General features: G+C 67.3%; 19 protein-coding genes. 7 read left to right on the top strand and 12 right to left on the bottom strand.

The features are described from left to right. Nucleotides 1–128 precede the first annotated feature (128 nt). The gene (locus H8F25_RS03145) at nucleotides 129–2,969 is read right to left on the bottom strand and encodes a cyclic nucleotide-binding domain-containing protein (protein WP_197211976.1); all 2,841 of its coding nucleotides are present in this window, start codon (nucleotides 2,967–2,969) and stop codon (nucleotides 129–131) included. Between the two features lie 493 nt (nucleotides 2,970–3,462). Between H8F25_RS03145 and H8F25_RS03140 the strand changes: the two genes are divergently transcribed. Together H8F25_RS03140 and H8F25_RS03135 are read left to right on the top strand one after the other, a co-directional pair. Continuing rightward, the gene (locus tag H8F25_RS03140; RefSeq protein WP_197211975.1) at nucleotides 3,463–3,735 is read left to right on the top strand and encodes an RNA-binding protein; all 273 of its coding nucleotides are present in this window, start codon (nucleotides 3,463–3,465) and stop codon (nucleotides 3,733–3,735) included. 303 nt (nucleotides 3,736–4,038) lie between these two features. Next, entirely contained in the window at nucleotides 4,039–4,233 is a 195-nt protein-coding gene (locus H8F25_RS03135) for a hypothetical protein (protein ID WP_197211974.1), read from the top strand. A gap of 230 nt (nucleotides 4,234–4,463) precedes the next feature. Here the strand turns inward: H8F25_RS03135 and H8F25_RS03130 are convergent, their stop codons facing one another. The 6 genes from H8F25_RS03130 to H8F25_RS18080 all read right to left on the bottom strand — a co-directional run bounded on the left by H8F25_RS03130 (nucleotide 4,464) and on the right by H8F25_RS18080 (nucleotide 8,681). Next, a complete protein-coding gene (locus H8F25_RS03130) occupies nucleotides 4,464–6,206 on the bottom strand; it encodes a mechanosensitive ion channel family protein (RefSeq protein WP_231597031.1) in 1,743 nt (580 codons plus the stop codon). Nucleotides 6,207–6,364: 158 nt separating this feature from the next. Continuing rightward, nucleotides 6,365–7,087 (bottom strand): pirin-like bicupin family protein, encoded by a 723-nt coding sequence (locus H8F25_RS03125; protein ID WP_197211973.1) that lies wholly within the window; start codon nucleotides 7,085–7,087, stop codon nucleotides 6,365–6,367. Continuing rightward, the gene (locus H8F25_RS03120; RefSeq protein WP_231597030.1) at nucleotides 7,084–7,614 is read right to left on the bottom strand and encodes an NADPH-dependent FMN reductase; all 531 of its coding nucleotides are present in this window, start codon (nucleotides 7,612–7,614) and stop codon (nucleotides 7,084–7,086) included. Before H8F25_RS03120 ends, H8F25_RS03125 begins: the two co-directional genes overlap by 4 nt. A gap of 206 nt (nucleotides 7,615–7,820) precedes the next feature. Beyond that, complete coding sequence (locus H8F25_RS03115; RefSeq protein ID WP_197211972.1) at nucleotides 7,821–8,057, bottom strand: chlorophyll a/b-binding protein; 237 nt, start codon at nucleotides 8,055–8,057, stop codon at nucleotides 7,821–7,823. 241 nt (nucleotides 8,058–8,298) lie between these two features. Next, entirely contained in the window at nucleotides 8,299–8,445 is a 147-nt protein-coding gene (locus H8F25_RS03110) for a chlorophyll a/b-binding protein (RefSeq protein WP_197211971.1), read from the bottom strand. Nucleotides 8,446–8,525: 80 nt separating this feature from the next. Beyond that, complete coding sequence (locus tag H8F25_RS18080; RefSeq protein ID WP_370525868.1) at nucleotides 8,526–8,681, bottom strand: hypothetical protein; 156 nt, start codon at nucleotides 8,679–8,681, stop codon at nucleotides 8,526–8,528. 173 nt (nucleotides 8,682–8,854) lie between these two features. On the opposite strand from H8F25_RS18080, the gene H8F25_RS03100 reads away from it, so the two are divergent. Together H8F25_RS03100 and H8F25_RS03095 are read left to right on the top strand one after the other, a co-directional pair. Beyond that, on the top strand, nucleotides 8,855–9,256 hold the full coding sequence (locus H8F25_RS03100) for a YccF domain-containing protein (protein ID WP_197211969.1): 402 nt from the start codon (nucleotides 8,855–8,857) through the stop codon (nucleotides 9,254–9,256). Nucleotides 9,257–9,450: 194 nt separating this feature from the next. Continuing rightward, nucleotides 9,451–10,353, top strand: coding sequence for a galactose mutarotase (locus H8F25_RS03095; RefSeq protein ID WP_197211968.1), 903 nt, complete (start codon nucleotides 9,451–9,453; stop codon nucleotides 10,351–10,353). Between the two features lie 154 nt (nucleotides 10,354–10,507). Here H8F25_RS03095 and H8F25_RS03090 read toward each other — a convergent pair whose 3' ends face one another. Further along, entirely contained in the window at nucleotides 10,508–10,750 is a 243-nt protein-coding gene (locus H8F25_RS03090) for a DUF3136 domain-containing protein (protein ID WP_197211967.1), read from the bottom strand. A gap of 204 nt (nucleotides 10,751–10,954) precedes the next feature. Here H8F25_RS03090 and H8F25_RS03085 point away from each other — a divergent pair, with 204 nt between their 5' ends. Next, a complete protein-coding gene (locus H8F25_RS03085; RefSeq protein ID WP_197211966.1) occupies nucleotides 10,955–11,248 on the top strand; it encodes a hypothetical protein in 294 nt (97 codons plus the stop codon). A 142-nt stretch (nucleotides 11,249–11,390) separates the two neighbouring features. Here the strand turns inward: H8F25_RS03085 and lipA are convergent, their stop codons facing one another. The 4 genes from lipA to recR form a co-directional block, all read right to left on the bottom strand. Then, nucleotides 11,391–12,299 (bottom strand): lipoyl synthase, encoded by a 909-nt coding sequence (lipA, locus tag H8F25_RS03080; protein ID WP_370525867.1) that lies wholly within the window; start codon nucleotides 12,297–12,299, stop codon nucleotides 11,391–11,393. 20 nt (nucleotides 12,300–12,319) lie between these two features. Continuing rightward, nucleotides 12,320–13,783 (bottom strand): urea transporter, encoded by a 1,464-nt coding sequence (locus H8F25_RS03075; protein ID WP_197211964.1) that lies wholly within the window; start codon nucleotides 13,781–13,783, stop codon nucleotides 12,320–12,322. A gap of 248 nt (nucleotides 13,784–14,031) precedes the next feature. After that, nucleotides 14,032–15,516 (bottom strand): arginase family protein, encoded by a 1,485-nt coding sequence (locus H8F25_RS03070; protein WP_197211963.1) that lies wholly within the window; start codon nucleotides 15,514–15,516, stop codon nucleotides 14,032–14,034. 91 nt (nucleotides 15,517–15,607) lie between these two features. Continuing rightward, nucleotides 15,608–16,177: a recombination mediator RecR gene (gene recR, locus H8F25_RS03065; RefSeq protein WP_231597303.1), complete on the bottom strand. Its 570-nt coding sequence runs from the start codon at nucleotides 16,175–16,177 to the stop codon at nucleotides 15,608–15,610. A 146-nt stretch (nucleotides 16,178–16,323) separates the two neighbouring features. On the opposite strand from recR, the gene H8F25_RS03060 reads away from it, so the two are divergent. After that, nucleotides 16,324–17,661: an NHLP bacteriocin system secretion protein gene (locus H8F25_RS03060; protein WP_197211962.1), complete on the top strand. Its 1,338-nt coding sequence runs from the start codon at nucleotides 16,324–16,326 to the stop codon at nucleotides 17,659–17,661. Nucleotides 17,662–17,669: 8 nt separating this feature from the next. After that, nucleotides 17,670–17,861 (top strand): hypothetical protein, encoded by a 192-nt coding sequence (locus H8F25_RS03055; protein ID WP_197211961.1) that lies wholly within the window; start codon nucleotides 17,670–17,672, stop codon nucleotides 17,859–17,861. Nucleotides 17,862–17,868 lie beyond the last annotated feature (7 nt).

Genomic DNA, 17,868 nt, shown 5'->3' with positions numbered 1-17,868 from the left:
CTGCTCTGGGCATCATCGCGACTGCCCCGCTTGTCGCGCCGGGCGGGAGCCTCTCTCCTGCGCTGGAATCGAACCACCGTCGAGCGTCGGCTGATCCACGGCGTGGAGCGACACGACGCCATGAGGTTTCAAAGAGGCCGCGATTCGGCCGGACCGACCTCACGGGTGAGCCGCTGCAGCTGCCGGGTTTCGAGTGCCAGGACGCGGCGGGCAAACTCGGGATCGCGCTCCAGGGTGGCGTCAAAGGAATCGACGGGTACGGCCAACACTCGTGTGCCATCCATGTCGGCAGCGATCGTGCTCTCGGAGTGGCTGTTGCTGAGGACCTCCAGCTCATCAAGCACCTGCCCCGGCCGCATCTGCTCCAGCCAGCACCGGCCGCCGTTGCGGTGCTCGACCCTCGCGCTTCCTTCGATCAGCAGCAGCAGTTCGCGACAGGTGTCTCCTGTCTCGGTGATCAGCTCACCGGACTGATAGGCACGGATCTCGGCCTTCTCCGCCAGCGCATCGAGCGTGTCGCTCCAGGTGTGTCGGAAGAAATCACTGGTGGCCAGCACGACACGCTTCTCCAGCTCCGGCATTGCGGCCAGCTGCCAGGGCCCCTCCAGGCTCAGCAGTTGCGCCGCTGTCTGCCGCAGCCAGGCCGGTGCCTGCGCATCCTGAGCGAGTTGGCCGGCACGATGCCTGCCGCTTTCCGCATCGAGGGCGGCACTCAGAACCACCGCCGCCAGAGCCAGCGAGGGGTTGGGATCGGCGGTGAGGCGATCCAGTTCGGCCAGGGCCTGGGCGGCTGAGAGCGTTGGCTGAGGGGGCTCGTTGCTGAACAGCGGTTGCTGGAGCACCTGGAGCACCTCCGCTGAGAGCTCTCGACGCCGGGCGTCGTCGGAGAGGACCTCCTCAACCAGGCCAGGCAGAGTTGCCGCCAGCCGTTGCGCCAGCTCAGGCACCAACGGATCGGAGCCCAGGGTGCCCAGTCCCCGCAGGATGCTGCGCCCGCAGAGTTCCTGTCTCTGGAGCAGCTGATCCCTTGCCAGAGCCACCAGGGGCTCGAAGCCGGACAAGGTGGGGTGCTCCAGGGCGGCAAGGGTCTGGCTCAGTTCGCCGAGCCGCTGCAGCAGCAAGGCCGTGCGACGGGCGGCCGCCTCCGCCGGAGCCAGCTGCTCTCTGGCCTGCTCGTCCTCCCCGGCACTGATCGAGTACAGACGACGGAGCGCCTCAAGAGCATTCGGATCGATCGGATCGGCGTCGACGCCATCCGCCAGGGCACGACTCACCTCGCGGTTCTGAAGGCGCAGGAGCCGTTCGAGCGAACGCCGGTAGCCGCTCAAGCGCACCTGATCCTCCAGGCTGCGACGCTGATCAGGGTCCAGCAGGGCGGGATCCTCGACGCCCAGCTGATCGAGAAGCTGGCGGTGGGCATCATCGGAAATGCCCAGCTCCTGACGCATGCGCCGCAGCACCTCAAGACTGCTGGCGGCATTGACATACCCCTCCTGCAAAGCGTCATGCACAACGCCCTTGTAGGCCTCCAGGCGTTGTTCACTGCCGAATCCCGGCAGTATCCGCGCGAGTACATACACCTCATCGGGACTGAGATCACGCAGACTGCGTCCCTCGAGGAAGCGGCTCACATCCAGACCGAGTTTCTCCAGCTGACGCCGGAAGCGCTCCGCCAGGTTTTCACGGTCGTACAGGGCGGGGCTGCGATGCCAGCTGCGCACCAGCCACAGGCTGCTCGTGACCACCACAGCCACATCGAACAGGTACTGCACCCAGTCAGGTGCCAGCAGCAGCAACGGCCGCCCCGCAAACAGAAAGAAGAGATTGAAGACCACAAAAGTGGCGACGACAAACACCCGGTGGCGGATCCGTGTCATCTCGGGCTGCTCGCCCTGATGGCGGGCGCCACGGCGCATCCAGGCTTCGATCGCACGGCCCGACAACCAACCGAGCCAGGTGAAGAACCCCAGGACCATCGGCACCGCCACAAGCCTCGGCAGATTGATCGCCTTGCCGAACAGAAACAGACCAGGACTCAGCAGATGGGCAAGCTGATCAGGCTGACGCACCCAGGCGCCTGAGAAATAATAATCCCAGTTTCCAGCATAGAGATAATAGTAGAGGAAATAACCGAGCACCAGACCGACGTAGGCATAACGCTCAAAAGCGAAGGCCGGTGTGGCAAGACGAGCCCAGTACATCCGCTCGGCATCGATATCGATGCAGGGCTGCTGACAAGCCACGCAGGCGCTCTGTTCGTCGCCATTCGGCAGCACCGTGCGGCACATCGACTGGGTGATCGACCTCGGGCTCTGATGGGCATGGCTGCCGAGCAGGCCAGCCGGTGTGGAATAGATGGCCTGCACCGGAGCCATCGGGCAGAAGTACTGACACCAGGCCTTGCCTCCATATAGCCAGCCCACAGCAATCGCTGCGGCAATGGTGAAGAGAAGCCACCCTGCCAGGACGAGCCGGTCGGCGTTGAAGAACAGAATGCGACCGCAGAGGCCGACGAACAGCCAGCCGAACTGCAGCGCGGAGTAATGGCGAGCCAGCCAGGAGGTGGCGGGGAGCCTGGCCACCTGCCGGCGCACCACCCCAGATTTCGGATTTCGGGTTTCGATCTGACGCTGCCAGCCGAGCGCACGGGGAATCTGCGACAGAAAGGAGAGCGGACAGATGCGGCGCCAGAGTTCATGCCCGAAGACCAGCAGCACGAAGATGGCGGAGGGCACGACAGCTCCCCAGAACAGCGTCGTACCCAGTGGATAGGCGGCTTCGGTCAGGCAACGCCCCTGCACCTCCACGCAGGTGGCAGGCAGGCGCAGTGGACTCCAGGGATGATCAGGCTCGGTGAAGCGGACTGTGAATGGATCAAAGAACAGCGAGCCGATGATCAACAGCCAACCGGTTGTGAGCAGCCAGCGCACAACATGGATGCGCTTCTCGGCCACCAGCGAGCCCGCCATGGGTCTGTCTCGGCTTGGGCGAGAAAGGTAGCGAGCCGGTCGCGACAGAGGGCGAAGCCCACACAACCGGTCGTGAGCGGAACGCCTGACCCGGATGCGGCGAACGATGGCCGCGACAACGCTGGGAAGACTGGTGCAGGCGGGCCATCCACGCCACCCAGCCCCATGAAGCTGAGGTGATGCGGAAGATTGCGGGCAACGACACGCCCGCAAGCGCAGGATGAACGGGGTCGCCCGCAGCTCCTGGCGGACGATTCCGGGAAGCCCAGGCGCCGCCGACGCGGCGCTTTTTGCTGGCGACGCCGTCCGGCGGCGGACAATAGAGCGACCGTCCACAGTTCTGGTGTAGGATTGGAGGGATTCAACGACCACTCTTCAGGGGTTTCTCCTCCAGACGGTGAGCACCGCGGGGTTCCACACTCCACGGGTTTCCACTCGGCCAGCGACTTTCTCCAGGGCTTTCGACGAATCGGGTTCATAAGTTCTACTTTTCATGACGATTTACGTGGGCAACCTCTCCTTCGATGCCGAAGTGGAGGACCTTCAGAGCCTGTTCTCCGAGTACGGCTCGGTGCGCAAGTGCAGCCTGCCCCTCGATCGCGAGACCGGCCGCAAGCGCGGTTTCGCCTTCGTCGAAATGGCCGAGGCCAGCGACGAGAACAAGGCGATCCAGGACCTCCAGGATGTGGAGTGGATGGGCCGCATGATCCGGGTCAACAAGGCTGAGCCGCGCCCCAGTGCCAACTCCGGCGGCGGTCGCTGGTGATCTGAGTTCCCTGCTGGGTACTCCCTGAGCCAGGCTTCCAGCCTGGAATCTGCCGCCCCTTGGGGGGCGGCTTTTTACTGGCAGCCTGCGGTCCAGCTGGGGAGTATGAGCAGGGTCCAGCCTCGGCAGACTCGGCCAGCTCCAGAGAGGCACCTCCCTCACACCTCCCTGGGCCGCTGCAACGATCACCCCCTCCACCAGGGGGAGGAAGGGCGCCCAGTGATCGCAGGAGGACAGCTGCCGGCGGCGGGCGAAGTGGCCGGAGAGTGTCGATAGGCTGCGGGTGTCACCGGACGAGGCTGGATGGCACGGAACCTGCTGCTGGCCATCGGGCTGCCGCTCGGGGTGTTCCTGCTGCTGGTCCTGGCCGTGGAGCACTGGGGGGATCGCCTCCCCAACTGGCTGCGACGCCTGAGCGGCCGGTCCGCGCTTCTGTGGAACATCGGCATCGGCCTGATCATCGCCCTGTCGCTTCTGCGCTGGCTCCTGCAGCGCTGAGGCTGATCCGTGGCCCCGGAGCGGCGCAGCCAGGCTGTCCGGGCTGCGCCAGCACTCGATGGCCCATTGCGCTCCAGGATCCCCTCTGGGGTTCCCTGGTACTGAACGGAAACGTCTGCGGGGGGGTGGAACGGGAGGGGGGTGTCGCTCACCGCGCCGACGCCCCATCCGACAAGCTGACGACGCTGGAGGCACGCTGAGAGACAGCCGGCGCCGCTGACGATCTGGGCTCAGGCGGAGGCCGGTGGAACCGTGCTGCGATTGCCGTTGCGGACGGCGTGATAGCCCGGCGAGAGAATCTCCACGCCGGCGGCGGCGAAGCGGTCCTGGATCGCTCCGAGCAGCCGCGAAAGGGATTGGCGGTAGAGGCTCACCTCCCGCACATGGGCATTGAGCTCATAGCTGATGTGGAAATCATTGAGGGAGGTCTGCAGCACAAAGGCAGCTGGATCGTCGCTGATGCCCTCCGTCTCGGTGGCGGCCTCCAGCAGCAGAGCATGGACCTGGCGCCAGGGCACGTCGTAGCCGATGGTGACCGTGGTGGCCACCGCCACGGGCACGCCGGACTCCCGCTGCGCAAGGCTGTAGTTGACGATCGAAGCCCCGATCACGGTCGCATTGGGGATGCTCACCACCTCCTGGCGCGGCGTGAGAATACGGGTGACGAGCAGCGCCCGGTCCTGCACCACGCCCAGGACACCGTTGATCTCCACCCGATCCCCCTCCTGGAAGCCTCGGGTGTAGATGAGCATCACACCGCTGATCACATTGGTGGCCACCGCACTCGATCCGAGGGCTGCCAGCACCCCCACGAACAGGCCCGCGCCCTGGAAGGTCTTGCTGCCGGCGCCGGGGACGTAGGGATAGGCCGTCACCAGCCCGGCCAGCACGATCAGGACCGCTGCGATCCGGCCCGTCGGACGGCCCCATTCCGGATAGAACCCCGGCAGGCGCACCCGCCCCTGGTCCAACGCCTGGAACCAGGCATTGCTGGCCCGCATCAGCAGGGCCGTGACCGCAAGGATCAGACCGATCGCCAGCAGCGCGGGCACCTGGGCGAGCAGAAGGCTGCCGAGCCCGCCGACGGCCGCGAGAATCTGGCCGCGCAAGCCCGCCGCCAGCTCCTGGGTGGGTGGAAAGAACCCGAGCAACAGCGGGATCAGCAGGTAGCTCACCAGGAGCAGCAGGGCCCAGTGCAGCAGGTTGAGCAGGATCAGCAGCAGGCGACGCAGCTGGGCCGGCTCCAGCAGCTGGGTGGGCCCGAGGCGCAGGCCCGGGCAGCGGGCCAGCAGGGTGCGGCGAAGGCCACGGTGCAGGCGCCTCTGCCAGTGCAACCAGAGCAGATACACCCCCAGCAGCGCTGCAGCGAGGGCGGTGCCTCGCAGCCAGGACTGCAGGCTGTGGCTGCGGCGGTAGCGGCGGATCGCCGCCCGCAGCTGATCGCGGTACCGCTCCGCCAGCGCCTGCTGTGACAGGCCGAAACTGCTCGCCGCCCGCGCATCCACCGCCAGCCTCGGCTGGGTGGTGCCATCGGCCATCCGCTGCGCCACCATCCAGTAGGGCGGATGCTCCACCACCACCAGCTGGTCCGGACGCAACAGCGGATCGTCCGCAAGCTTCTTCAGCTCCTGGGTGGCCTGGCGGGCCAGAGCCGCCGGTTCCTGGGCTCCGGCTGCCACCCGGATCTCGATCACACGCTGGCCATCGAGCGTCACCCAGTGCTCATCCGGTGGTGCCCCTGCCGGTCGGGACGCCTTGGAATTCCCTGCAGCCGGCGCCGGATCCAGGGCCACAGGGCCGGCGATGGGAGGGATGCCACCGGAGCCGGGCGACCCAGGGGACACCGCCGCAACGGCATGAACCGAAGGGATGAGCCCGCCAACGCCGGCGCCGGTGACCACCAGCAACAGCATCAGAAGCAGGGCGAGCAGCCCGGCGGAACGCGGCCCGCAACGACGGCGCAACCACGGCATGGTTCGTTTGGAACGCACTCCTCCCAGGATGGTGGGCCCTCGCTCTGGCGCCAGCACTCAGCAGGGGACTGGCACCCATCCATGGACTCTGCGCGGCAGCCCATCCGTGGCGGCTGCGGCTCCGTGCAGTGGCCGCCGTGCGGACCTGCTGTGCCGTCTCAGCGCAGCTCGAACAGGAGCAGGTCGGCGCCGTCCGCGCCGGCGATGAAGCGCTGCAGCGATCCGGCGGCGAAGCCCAGTCCATCGCCCGCCACCAGCGGATGTCCGTCCACGGCACCGGCGCCGCTGATCAGCTGGATCCAACCCTTGCTGCCGGCGGTGAGGGCCAGAGCCACCCCGTCGCCGGCCGCGGGACGGGCCCGCCACAGCCTCACGGGACGATGGATCGCCATCGCGCCATCGCGGCGGTCGGGATCGAGGAGCAGTGTCCAGTCCGAGCCGATGGCGAACGGCTTCTGCTCGTAGGCGGGGTCGATGCCGGCGCTGTTCGGTTCGATCCAGATCTGGAGCAGGCGGCAGGGCTGATCCCCTTCGTTGATCTCGCTGTGCACCACCCCTGTGCCGGCGCTCATGCGCTGCACCTCTCCGGCACGCAGCACCTCGGCGTGACCCATCGAATCGCGGTGGTTCAGCTGCCCCTCCACCATCACCGTGATGATCTCCATGTCGCGGTGGGGATGCATGCCGAAGCCGCGGCCGGCGGCGATGCGGTCGTCGTTGATCACCCGCAGCGGACCGAAACCCATCCAGGCCGGGTCGACGTGCGAGCCGAATGAAAAGCTGTGCCAGCTATCGAGCCAGTCGAGCTGGCTGTGAAAGCGCTCGCCGGCAGGGCGGAACAGCAGGCCGCTGGCGGTGGAGGGGGCTGCGGAGTGGCTCATGGCTGCGTGAGGTGGAGGTGCTGAAGGCGCTGGATCAGATCGGCGATCGAGTCGTCCTTCGCAGGCTGGAGCTTGTTGCTGACCAGCTGGCGGCCGACCACGTGGGCGCCGAGGTGGGCGAGCTGCAGCCGCAGGGCGGTCAGCACCGTGTGGCCGCCGCCGCCTGAGTGGGTGGCGATCGCCACCGGACGGCCGTTGAACAGGGCGCGGAAGTCATCGCCTTGCACGGACAGCCAGGCGATGGCACTGGTGAGCACCGGCGGGATCGAGCCGTTGTACTCGGGCGTGCAGATCACCCAGCGTGGGGCGGCAGCCAGCTGGGCCTGCAGCGCCGCCAGGGCCGGTGGCGCCGTGAGGGTGGCCTGGGAGCGCGGCGTGAACAGCGGCAGATCGATGGCGGTGAGGTCGAGCACATCAGCGCTGTGCCCGGCCTGGCGGGCGGCCGCTGCAAAGCGCTCGGCCAGCTTCAGGTTTTCACCGTTGCTGGCCGCGATCACCAGCACATCCGGGGGCATCGGTGCAGTCATGGCAGAGCTTGAGGATGGAGGCGCCGGTGGATCCTGCAGCCCGGCCTCACCGGCGCCAGCCAGAAGGTTCTCACCATTGGGTCAGGTGCGCTCGAGAACGGTGCGTGCTGATGAACACGCTGGTTACGGTCGCTGGCGGTGGTTGCAACGCAAAACCCCCGGGCAGTGCCCGGGGGTCGGCAGGATCCCGCAGGAGACGGAAGGGATCAGAAGCAGAAGGGCAGGAACTGGGTGCGGCAGGCGGCGTAACCGTCGACCAGGGCACCGAGGCCGATCTGGTGGGCAATGCCCGAGCCGGTGATCGCTTCGGTGAGGATGCCGATGACGATGCCGAGCATGGCGGCGCGACCGTTGAACAGCTCGACGCGCTTGAGCTGCTCCATATGGATCAGCTCCTCGGCGCGGTGCTGGAACCAGCGGTCATTGGCGGGGGTGTTGGTCATGGTGCCTCTGTGGGTGGGGTGAATGGACGGAAAGGATTCAGTTCGCGGCGCCACGCGGCAGCAGCAGGGCACTGACCAGCCACGTGCCGATGAGCAGAAGCGCCAGGGTCCCGAAGGTCATCGTTTGCCAGTGGGAGCGAGATCGCTGGGGCGGGTGAGCAGGAAGGTCACCATCCCCGTGAAGACGACCACCAGGCCGAAGACGCAGGCGATGGCGGTGGTGTAGTCGGTGCTCATGTGCTCAACCCAGACCGATCTGGGAGAGGATGCCCTGGCCGGTGAGCAGCTCGGTGGCGAGGCCGATCACGAAACCGAGCATGGCCAGGCGGCCGTTCCAGGTTTCGGCGAAGGCGACAAAGCCGAAGCGGGAGGAGTTGTCCATGGACATTTCAAAGTGTTACTGCAACTGTAACAGCATGTGAAGGCTCTGGGGTCGTGGTGGGGTACGGCTCTCCGTCATGAACGCGATCAGACGCAACTGGGAGAGCCACTCCAGGGGCAGCCGCAACGCCCGGGGAAGAGGGCCTGCATGGTCCCGGGCGTGATCCAGCCGAGAACCGTCGGCCCCAGCACGATCCCCGACAGGATCTCGCCGATCACCGGCGGCTGGCCCACCCGCGTCATCAGCGACCCGCAGAGCCGCGACAGGAAAAGGATCACGGCGATCTGAGCCCCAGCTGCGACAGCAGGACCTGTCTGTTCACTCCCGGGGTGCGGCGCCTCCGCACTGCGCAGCGGATCGGCCGGGATGCCCAGGACCGGACTCCCTACGTTGGAGCCCCTGGCTGGCGACCGGCATGTTGCGCTTTCTGCTGAATGTGATCTGGGTCGTCTGCGGCGGTCTGGTGATGGCGCTGGGCTGGTGGCTGGCCGGCCTGGTGGCGGCGATCACGATCGTGGGTCTGCCCTGGGCGCGCTCCTGCTTCGTGATCGGCAACTTCTCCCTGTGGCCCTTCGGCCGCGAAGCCCGCAGCCGGGCGGAGATCACCGGCCACAACGACCTGGGCACCGGACCGCTCGGGCTGGTGGGCAACGTGATCTGGTTCCTGCTGGCGGGCTGGTGGCTGGCGATCGGGCATCTCACCTCCGCCCTGGCCTGCTTCGTGACAATCATCGGCATCCCCTTCGGCCTCCAGCACATCAAGCTGGCGCTCATCGCCGTGGCGCCGATCGGCCTGCAGGTGGTGGAGCGCCGCTGACCCCCAAGGGGTCCGGGACCAGATGCGGCGACTCCACTGCGAGGCTGTGCCTGCAGATGCAGATCCCTCGGGATCCGCGGCGGCGGGACCGCCCTCACCGGCCGCTCCTAGCCTGAACGGGCTGCGGCAGGGTCACCCCGGCCTGCCAGGACCAGGGCCCGCCCGGCCGCGCCGTCAACCCCGCCTTCGATCCCATGGCTCTGATCCACCGGGACGCGCCCTATCCCCACTGGGAGTTCGAGGATCCCGCCACCGGTGATCGACTGCGGCTGGTGCCGGAGCGCGGTGGGCTGATCAGCGGCTGGCGTAGCCAGGGCCGCGAGCTCCTGTATCTCGACGAGGCGCGCTTCGCCGATCCGGCCCTGTCAGTGCGGGGCGGTATGCCGGTTCTGTTCCCGATCTGCGGCGGGCTGCCCGGCAACCGGCTGCCACTGCCCCAGGGAGACTTCACCCTGGCGCAGCATGGGTTCGCCCGCGATCTGCCCTGGCAGCTCGAGCCCCTGCCCGACGGGCGTGGTGTGGCGATGGAACTGGCCGATGACCCGACGACACGGGCGGCCTATCCATTCAGCTTCCGGCTGAAGTTGGAGGCTCGCCTGATGGAGGCCGGCCTGGAGCTGAGTGCCAGCGTGGAGCACCTCGGGACGGATCCGCATCGGGCTGGCGCCACCGACGCAGCAGCGGGAACCCCGCTGATGCCGTTCAGCTTCGGGCTGCATCCCTATTTCGCCGTCTCGAGCCTGGAGAGCGTCGCAGTGGAAGGGCTGCCGGACGCGTGCTTCGATCACCTGACAATGGCTCCGGCAACCACGGCCACGCAGCTGCCACGGCTGGCTGATGGCATCGATCTGCTCAGCCGGCCCGCCGGCCCGGTTCGGTTGCGGGATCGGGGCAACGGCCGGGTGATTGAACTGCAGTGCAGCCATCCCTGGGATCTGGTGGTGCTGTGGAGCGAACCGCCGCGGCCGATGGTGTGCCTTGAGCCCTGGACCGGGCCCCGCCAGTCCCTGCTCAGCGGCGACCGTCGCCTGGAGCTGGCCCCCGGAGCCACGCTGCACCTGCGCAGTCGCTTTGTGGTGCTGGATCCCGGACGGTGAGTCCTGCCGGTACGTCGGATCCGGGCAGCTGCGCCCCTGCTGATACACGGCCAGGGGGAGTGCGGCAGGGAACCTCCCCCACCCGACGCGGAACGATCGAAGCGGGGACGGACGGGAGGAGGCCGAAGGGATTGCACTCCAGCGACCGACCGGCTCAGGGCCTGGGACCGTTCTGCAGCTCCCGGCGCAGCAGGAAGAACAGCTGCTCGGGATCGCGATACTCCCGCGGCAGGCATTGATGCAGCGACTGCAGACGCGTCCAGCAGACGGTGCGGCGCGCTTTCTCCACCGTGGTGCCCTCGCGGACGAGGATGCGCAGGGCCTTGCAATACAGCGAGTAATTGGCGATGAGCTCGCCGATGCTCAGGGTGGAGGTGTACGTCGGTGTGGCGGCCATCAAGGAAGCTTCGGCACCTGTTCACTCTCCCGGGATCGTGCCGGCTGCGATGCTCCCGGATGGGGACATTCCGCACCGTTTCCAGGCCATCAGCGGCGCATCGCGATCTCTCACGTGCTGGCCTCCTGGCTGGGAGGGCTGGTCGCGATCGCAGGCGCCAGGGCTGGATCAGCTGCAGCATGGGCCCAGGTGATCAGAGCGTGGATGTCCTGTCCGAAATGCGGCAGCTGGGCCGTGAAGGCCGACCGCTCGCTGGGTGGGCGGATGGTGTGCGGTCGCTGCGGCGAGCCCCTCGGTGCGAAGGTGATCCCGCTGCGCCGCTCCCGACGACGACAGCGCTGGAGTCCTTCGGGCCGGAGCCCGGGGATCTGGTGGCTGGCGCTGATGGCCCTGGTGGGCCTCTCCGGCGCGCTGGCGGCCCTGCAGATCGCCGAGGAGAACCAGCGCTCCCTGCCGCTGGAGCGCCGGCGCCCGGAATCCCGCCAGCGGTTCTTCTGACCCTGATGGCGGATGCGGGTGGCATCGGCCGCATGCGGACACCAGGCCATCCATCGGCTCCACAGGACCCCTGGCTCGAAGAGGCCTTCACCGCTGAACCCGCACGACGGATGAGATGTCCCGGCTGGCCCGGGGAAGCCCCTCAGCCGGCCAGTTCGGCGTGATAACTGCTGCGCACCAGCGGGCCACTGCGCACATCGGCGAAGCCCAGGTCGCGGGCGATGGCGCCCAGCGCCTCGAACTCCTCCGGGCTCCAGTAGCGGGCCACCGGGATGTGGGCCAGGGACGGCCGCAGATATTGGCCGAGGGTGAGCCGCTGGCAGTCCACTGCCCGCAGATCCCTGAGGGTCTGCAGCACTTCCTGGTCGGTCTCACCCAGGCCCAGCATCAGGCCGCTCTTGGTGGGAATCCCAGGCGCCAGCTCGCGCGCCGCCGCCAGCAGACCCAGGGAGCGCCGGTAGGTGGCGCCGCGACGCACCTCTCCCTGCAGCCGCTCCACCGTCTCGAGGTTGTGGTTGAAACACACCGGCGCAGCGTCAAGCACCGTCTGCAGGCGCTGGCGCTGCAGCGCTTCGGCCCGTTCGGGGTCGCGCTCACCGCCCCAGAAATCCGGTGTGAGCACCTCAATGCGGACGCCGCCATCCACAGCCCGGATCGCCGCGATGGTGCTCGTGAACAGGCCGGCGCCGTGGTCGGCCAGATCGTCGCGGGCCACGGCGGTGAGCACCACGTAGCGCAGGCCCAGCTGCCGCACCGCCTCCGCCACCCGCTGCGGTTCAGCGGCATCGACCGGTGCGGGCGCCTGGCCCTTGTCCACCTGGCAGAAGGCGCAACTGCGGGTGCAGATCGGCCCCCCCAGCAGGAAGGTGGCAGTGCCGGCGGTGTAGCACTCCCCCCGGTTGGGGCAGCGACCCTCCTCACAGATGGTGTGCAGCCGCTGCTGCTTCACCACACCCTGCACTCCCTCCAGGGCGCTGGCATTGCCGATCGGTGATCGCAGCCAGCCGGGCAGCCGCTCGGCCGGCGGGATGGCGCTGTAACGGCTGTTGATGGGCACCGGGTGTACCGCAGTCAGATGAGCAGCAGTCTGTCCAGGAGGGTGCTCCAGCTGAGGGTGCCGCCGGTGTTCGCGAAAAGGCGCCGCCGCTCCTCACCTTGCAGCGGAGGCTGGCCGACACTGCGCAGCAACCGGTCGAACTCAGTCGGATCAAGGCGGTCATCGCTGTCGCGGTCCACGGGCTGGAGATAGGTGAACAGCCGCTTCCGGCCAGCGGCCAGCCGCCTGAGCCGAAGCATCAGCTCGGAGAACTCGTTCCGATCCACCCGGCCATCCCCATCAAGATCCATGGAGGCCATCACCTCGCGCAAGCGGGCACGGGTGGTGTGGGGGTCCCGGTCGGACAGGGCATGCATCCATTCCTCAAGGCTGACAGAACCGTCCTGGTCGCTGTCCAGGCGCGTGAACATCTGCCCGAGCTGCCTGCGCTGCAGGGGGGTGATCTGGGGAAGCAACCAGAGCCGGCGCTCGCCGTGCACCGCCCGGCTCAGACGACGGCAAAGGTCGCCCAGCAAGATCCTGGCCACCCTGTGGCGCTGACGGTGCTCCTCCGGCGTGACCAGGGCGTGCAGCGCCACGGGAAGCAGGGCTGGCAGATGACGACGCAGCGCCGGCAGCATCAGCAGGGTTGCGAGCACGAACGGTCCGGTCAGCGCGGGCAGGCCCACCACCCCGAGCGCCATGGCCAAGGGGGGAGCCAGCAGCGCGCTGGCGATGGCCGTGAGGAGGGCCATCACAACGCTCGCAGGAAGGGGGGCATGGAAAATGCCGCCGATGGCGATGGCACAGAGAACGCCGTTGTAGCTGCCCAGGCCCAGGGCCACGGACGCAGGATCCATGCCCAGCGCCAGGCTGGTGAGGCTCGACACCAGACCTCCCGCCAGACCCAGCAGAGCCGCCAGCGGACTGGCGGCCGCTACAGCCGCCAGCACCAGCAGAGCAGCGGATAGTGAATGGCAGAGAAACACCTGAGCGAAACCGCGCACCGTCCCGAGGGGCAGCATCAGAGCCATCGGCTCAGGCGGCGGCAGGAGAACGGTGTCCGCCAGGGGCAGCACGCCTGCGGGAAGGGCCTGCGCCACGGCAAGCAGCAGCCAGGTGACCAGGCAGAACGGCAGGGTGAGCGGGGGCACCCCGAATCGATGCAGCATCGAGCGCCCGAGGGTCTCGATCAGCAGCGTGGTGCAAGCGGCTGCCAGCAGCGCCGACAGCAGCCAGGCCAGGGTCGCCGCCGGACTGGAGAAAGCGGCGAAGGCCGCCACGGCGGCACCCACCAGAGCCCCGTTGAAGCCATGAATCCCCTGGCGACGGGCTGCCGCATCGGCGCCGATGACGCTGGCAGTGAGGTTGGCAGCGGCGATGCCGATCAGAGGCACCAGCGCCATCACCGGTCCCTGCAGCAGCAGGGCCAGGAGCAGCAGGAGACCACTGACCGGGTTGTTGATGAAGATCGCCTGGGCCAGGCTGCGGCCGGTCACGCACAACCCATGGGCGACAGAACCGCCGCCAAGGCGTCTCGCGAGGCCTGGCAATGTACCGGCCGTGGGCAGGATGAGACGGGGTGCGAATGCGGCATCGTCCAGGACGTCGTCGCTTCGTCCTGGAGAGCTCAGAAAGCTGTTGAGAAGCCCGAAGACATCGGGCGCTGACGGGTTCTCAGGCGGTCTCATGGCGTGGGGGCGAGGGACTCAGCCGCACTGAACAGCTGTGGCGGCAACAACGGGCCTCAGAGACGCCGCTGCAACACCTCGAGCACGCTCTGATAAATGCTCAAGGAGACTTCGGCCAACGTATTGAGGGTGTCGAGGTGAGGATTGATCTCGCAGATCTCCCAGCAGATCACCCTTGGATCAGCCAGAAGAGCGGCGTTGATGCGTCGTGCCTCATCAAGCCACAACCCTCCGGGAACGGGTGTCCCTGTGCCTTTGCAGATGGTGGCATCCATGCTGTCGACATCGAAGCTCACATAAATCAGATCACAGTTGCCGAGATAATCCAGACAGGACTGGGCAGTCGTTTCCGGACCATTGCGGCGCACGTCCTCGGTCGTGATGACAGGAATGCCGTGGGCACGCAGGGCATCATCCTCGGCTGGTTCGGTATCGCGCACCGAGACATAGATCAGATCAGAGAGTTCCATCGCGGCGCTTCCTGTCCCCGCGAGCTGCTTGCAGCGCTGCCATTGCGTCAGCGTGAAGGCATCCGGCTGCCGGATCGCCTGGCCATGATTGTCGTGAGCCGCTGCAATCGCAACCGGCATTCCATGCATGTTCCCGGACGGTGTGGTGAAGGGTGAATGGATGTCAGCATGGGCATCGATCCACACCACTCCGATGCGGCTGCCGGGATGGGCGCGGCGCAAGCCGGCGATTGTTCCCGCTGCTGTCGAGTGATCACCAGCCAGCACGACCGGGAAGAGTCCCTGACTGCGCACCCGGGAGACCAGTCCGGCGGCTTCGGTCATCACCTGTGCGATGCATTCAATGTTGCGGGCATAGGGCGTGTGAGCTGCCTGCTTCTCTGAACCGGCGCGGGCCGGCGCGGGCTGGAGGCCAGCATCGATATCGGCCAGCAGGCTGTCGCAGATCGCGCGCAGAGACTCCTGACGCGCAGCAGCCTGCTTGAGCATGTCGATGCCGGAGCCGGCCCCAGGGATCCCGGCACCGAGATCACAATCCACCTCCACCAGGGCGATCCGGGGGGTGCGGGCCGCCTGGCTGTACTGCATCGCGCTCTTCTTGAGGCGCTTCAGATCGGCGAGACGAATCGAGACTGCGGACTGCTCATTGAGCATGGCGATGAATTCATCCGGGCCGATTGTGCCGCTGTCATCATGATCATGGGCTGCGAGCAATGATTCGATCGCCTCAGGTGTGGCCTTGCAGTCCAACAGCTGCAGCAGTTCGCCGATTTCATGGCGGCTCAGGAATCCGTTTCCATCCAGATCGACCAGGTGGAACAACGCGCGCAGGTTGACCGTCAGATCAAAGCAGGGTTGGTCCTGGGTCAAGGCGACGAACTGATCGACCCGCAGCTGGCCCTGCTGAGAAACGAGGGCACGCAGTTCAGCGGCGCTTGCTGCCGGGATCACCTCCTGAAGGCTCGCGAGACTCCGTTCCAACTCAGTGGCAGTGATGATTCCGTCGCCATCGTGATCGAACAGATTGAAGAGGCTCTCAATTTCAAGTGCGATGGAAGACTGGCCACGCATCATCAAACCACCAACAGATCAGTTCTTCCCTATCGCATACTCAAAACCACCCATCTCTGCTGTATAGCTGATCACGAACCCCAAACATCCGTCACTCCAGCGGCCGCCGCCCCTCCATAGCCCGCGCCAGGGTCACCTCATCGGCGTATTCGAGCTCACTGCCCACCGGCAGGCCGTAGGCGATGCGGCTGACGGCGGTGAACGGCCGCAGCAACCGGGCCAGATACAGGCTGGTGGTGTCGCCCTCGACACTCGGGGTGAGGGCCAGGATCACCTCCTGGACGCCCTCGCGATCCACCCGTTCGATCAGCGGCTGGATCTGCAGCAGTTCCGGCCCGACGCCATCCATCGGCGAGATCAGCCCACCGAGCACGTGGTACCCGCCGCGAAATTCACGGGTGCGCTCCAGGGCCAGCAGATCGCGCGAATCGGCCACCACACACAGCTGGCCGTTGCGGCGCTCCTCGTTGCAGCAGATCTCGCAAAGCTCCTCGGCCGAGAGATGGAAGCAGCGGCGACACTGGCCCACCTGGCTGCGGGCCGCCAGCAAGGCCTCGGCGAACGCCTGAATCTGCTCACTGGGCTGGCGCAGCAGGTGCAGGGCCAGGCGCTGGGCGGTGCGGGGCCCGATGCCGGGCAGGCGCTCGAACTGCTCGATCAGCCGCGCCAGGGGTCGGGTGAAGCCGCTCAGCAGTCCGCCGCGAAGGGCCTGAATCTAGGCAGCTCTCGCCGCTGATCTCCGTCTGGTCCGCGCCCCGGCCGCCCTGGGGGGTGACAGCCAACGGGGCATCCTGCATGCTGGCCCGGATGCAGGCTCCATCTCCCCCCTCCGCCCAGTCGCCGCCGGAGCCGCTGCCCTCTCCCCGACGGGGCTGGGGCGGCCTCAGCGACCACGCCCAGGTCGGGGTGGCCCTCGCGGGCGTCAGCGGCGTGCTGGCGCTGTGGGCTCTGTTCTGGCCGGTGCCCACTGAGGTGAGCGGCACCGGCGTGCTCATCTACCCGGAAAACGCCGGCATCCTCAACGCCCGCGCCGGCGGCCAGGTGCGCGAGGTGGGAGTCAGGGTTGGCGAGCGGGTCCGGCGCGGCCAGGTGTTGATGACCCTGTATCTGCCGGTGCTGGAGCGCCAGCTCCAGCAGCAACGTGGCAACCTCGCGCAACTGCAGCGCGACAACGCCCGGCTCGATGAACGGGATGCCCAGCGGCTCGGCAGCGAGAAGCGCTCGCTCGAGACCTCCCTGGCCAAGTTCGCCAGTGACCGCGAGCGCTATGGCCAGTTGCAGGCCACCTACGCCTCCAAGCTGCGCCGGCTCGACTGGCTGGCGAAGCGTGAGGTGGTGGCCCCACTCTCGAGTGAGGTGGTCTCAGCTGAGCAGGGCCTGACCAGCACCGGCGTCAATCTCGACGCCATCAAGATCCAGGAAAAGGAGGTTCTCACCAACTTTCAGCAGATCAAGCTCAACATCGAGACCCAGGCCCTGCAGCGCCGCTATCAGATCGATGACCTGATCCGGGCGATCCGGGTGATCGAAGCCCGCATCGCCTTCGACGGCAAGGTGATCGCCGAACGGGACGGCACCGTGCTCGATCTGCAGGTCATTCCCGGCCAGACCGTGGGCACCGGCCAGAGGCTGGGCACGATCGGACGCCCGGAACAACCGGATGCCCGCGAGCGGCCCCTCAAGGCGGTGGCCTATTTCGCACCGGCCGATGCCCGCCGCCTGCCGCTGGGCATTCCCGTCGAGGTGGTGCCGCTCTGGAATCAGCGGGGGCGCTTCGGCGGCATCGTCGGCAAGGTCACACAGGTGCTCACCCTTCCCGCGACCGAGGAGGACATCTCCACCACCGTGGGCAACCCTCAGCTGGCCCAGGAGCTGGTCAAGAACGGCCCGGTGATGCGCAGTGAGATCGAACTGGAGCGCGATCCGGCCAGCGTCGATGGCTACCGCTGGACCCTCTCACGAGGCAGCGGTGTGTTCCCGATCCGCGATGGCCTCACCATCTCCACCCATGCCTATGTGGAATGGCGCTCGCCGATCACCTACGTGATCCCGGGCCTGCGTTCGCTCACCGGCGGCTACCGCACACCCTGGATCGACCGGCGCTGGAACCGACCGGACCTCAGGCAGCCCGGCACCCTCCCCTGACACCTCTGATGAACCGGCGTTGGCCCGTGATCGGTAACCCCCTGCTGCGACAGGAATTTCCCTGGCTCGTAAGCGAGGTGGTGCTGCTGGTGATCCTGTTCAACGCCAACCCGCCGGAACTGTGGTTCTGGCTGGTGGTGCTGCTGGTGGTCCTGCTGTATCGGATCGAGCGCTGGTGGTCGTCCCGGCCCGATGCCTGAGAGGCCG

This window comes from Synechococcus sp. CBW1004 (assembly GCF_015840715.1).
In the GTDB taxonomy this organism is placed as follows: domain Bacteria; phylum Cyanobacteriota; class Cyanobacteriia; order PCC-6307; family Cyanobiaceae; genus Cyanobium.
The sequence above is the reverse complement of the archived record's forward strand: the minus strand, read 5'-3'. Positions and strand labels throughout refer to the sequence as shown.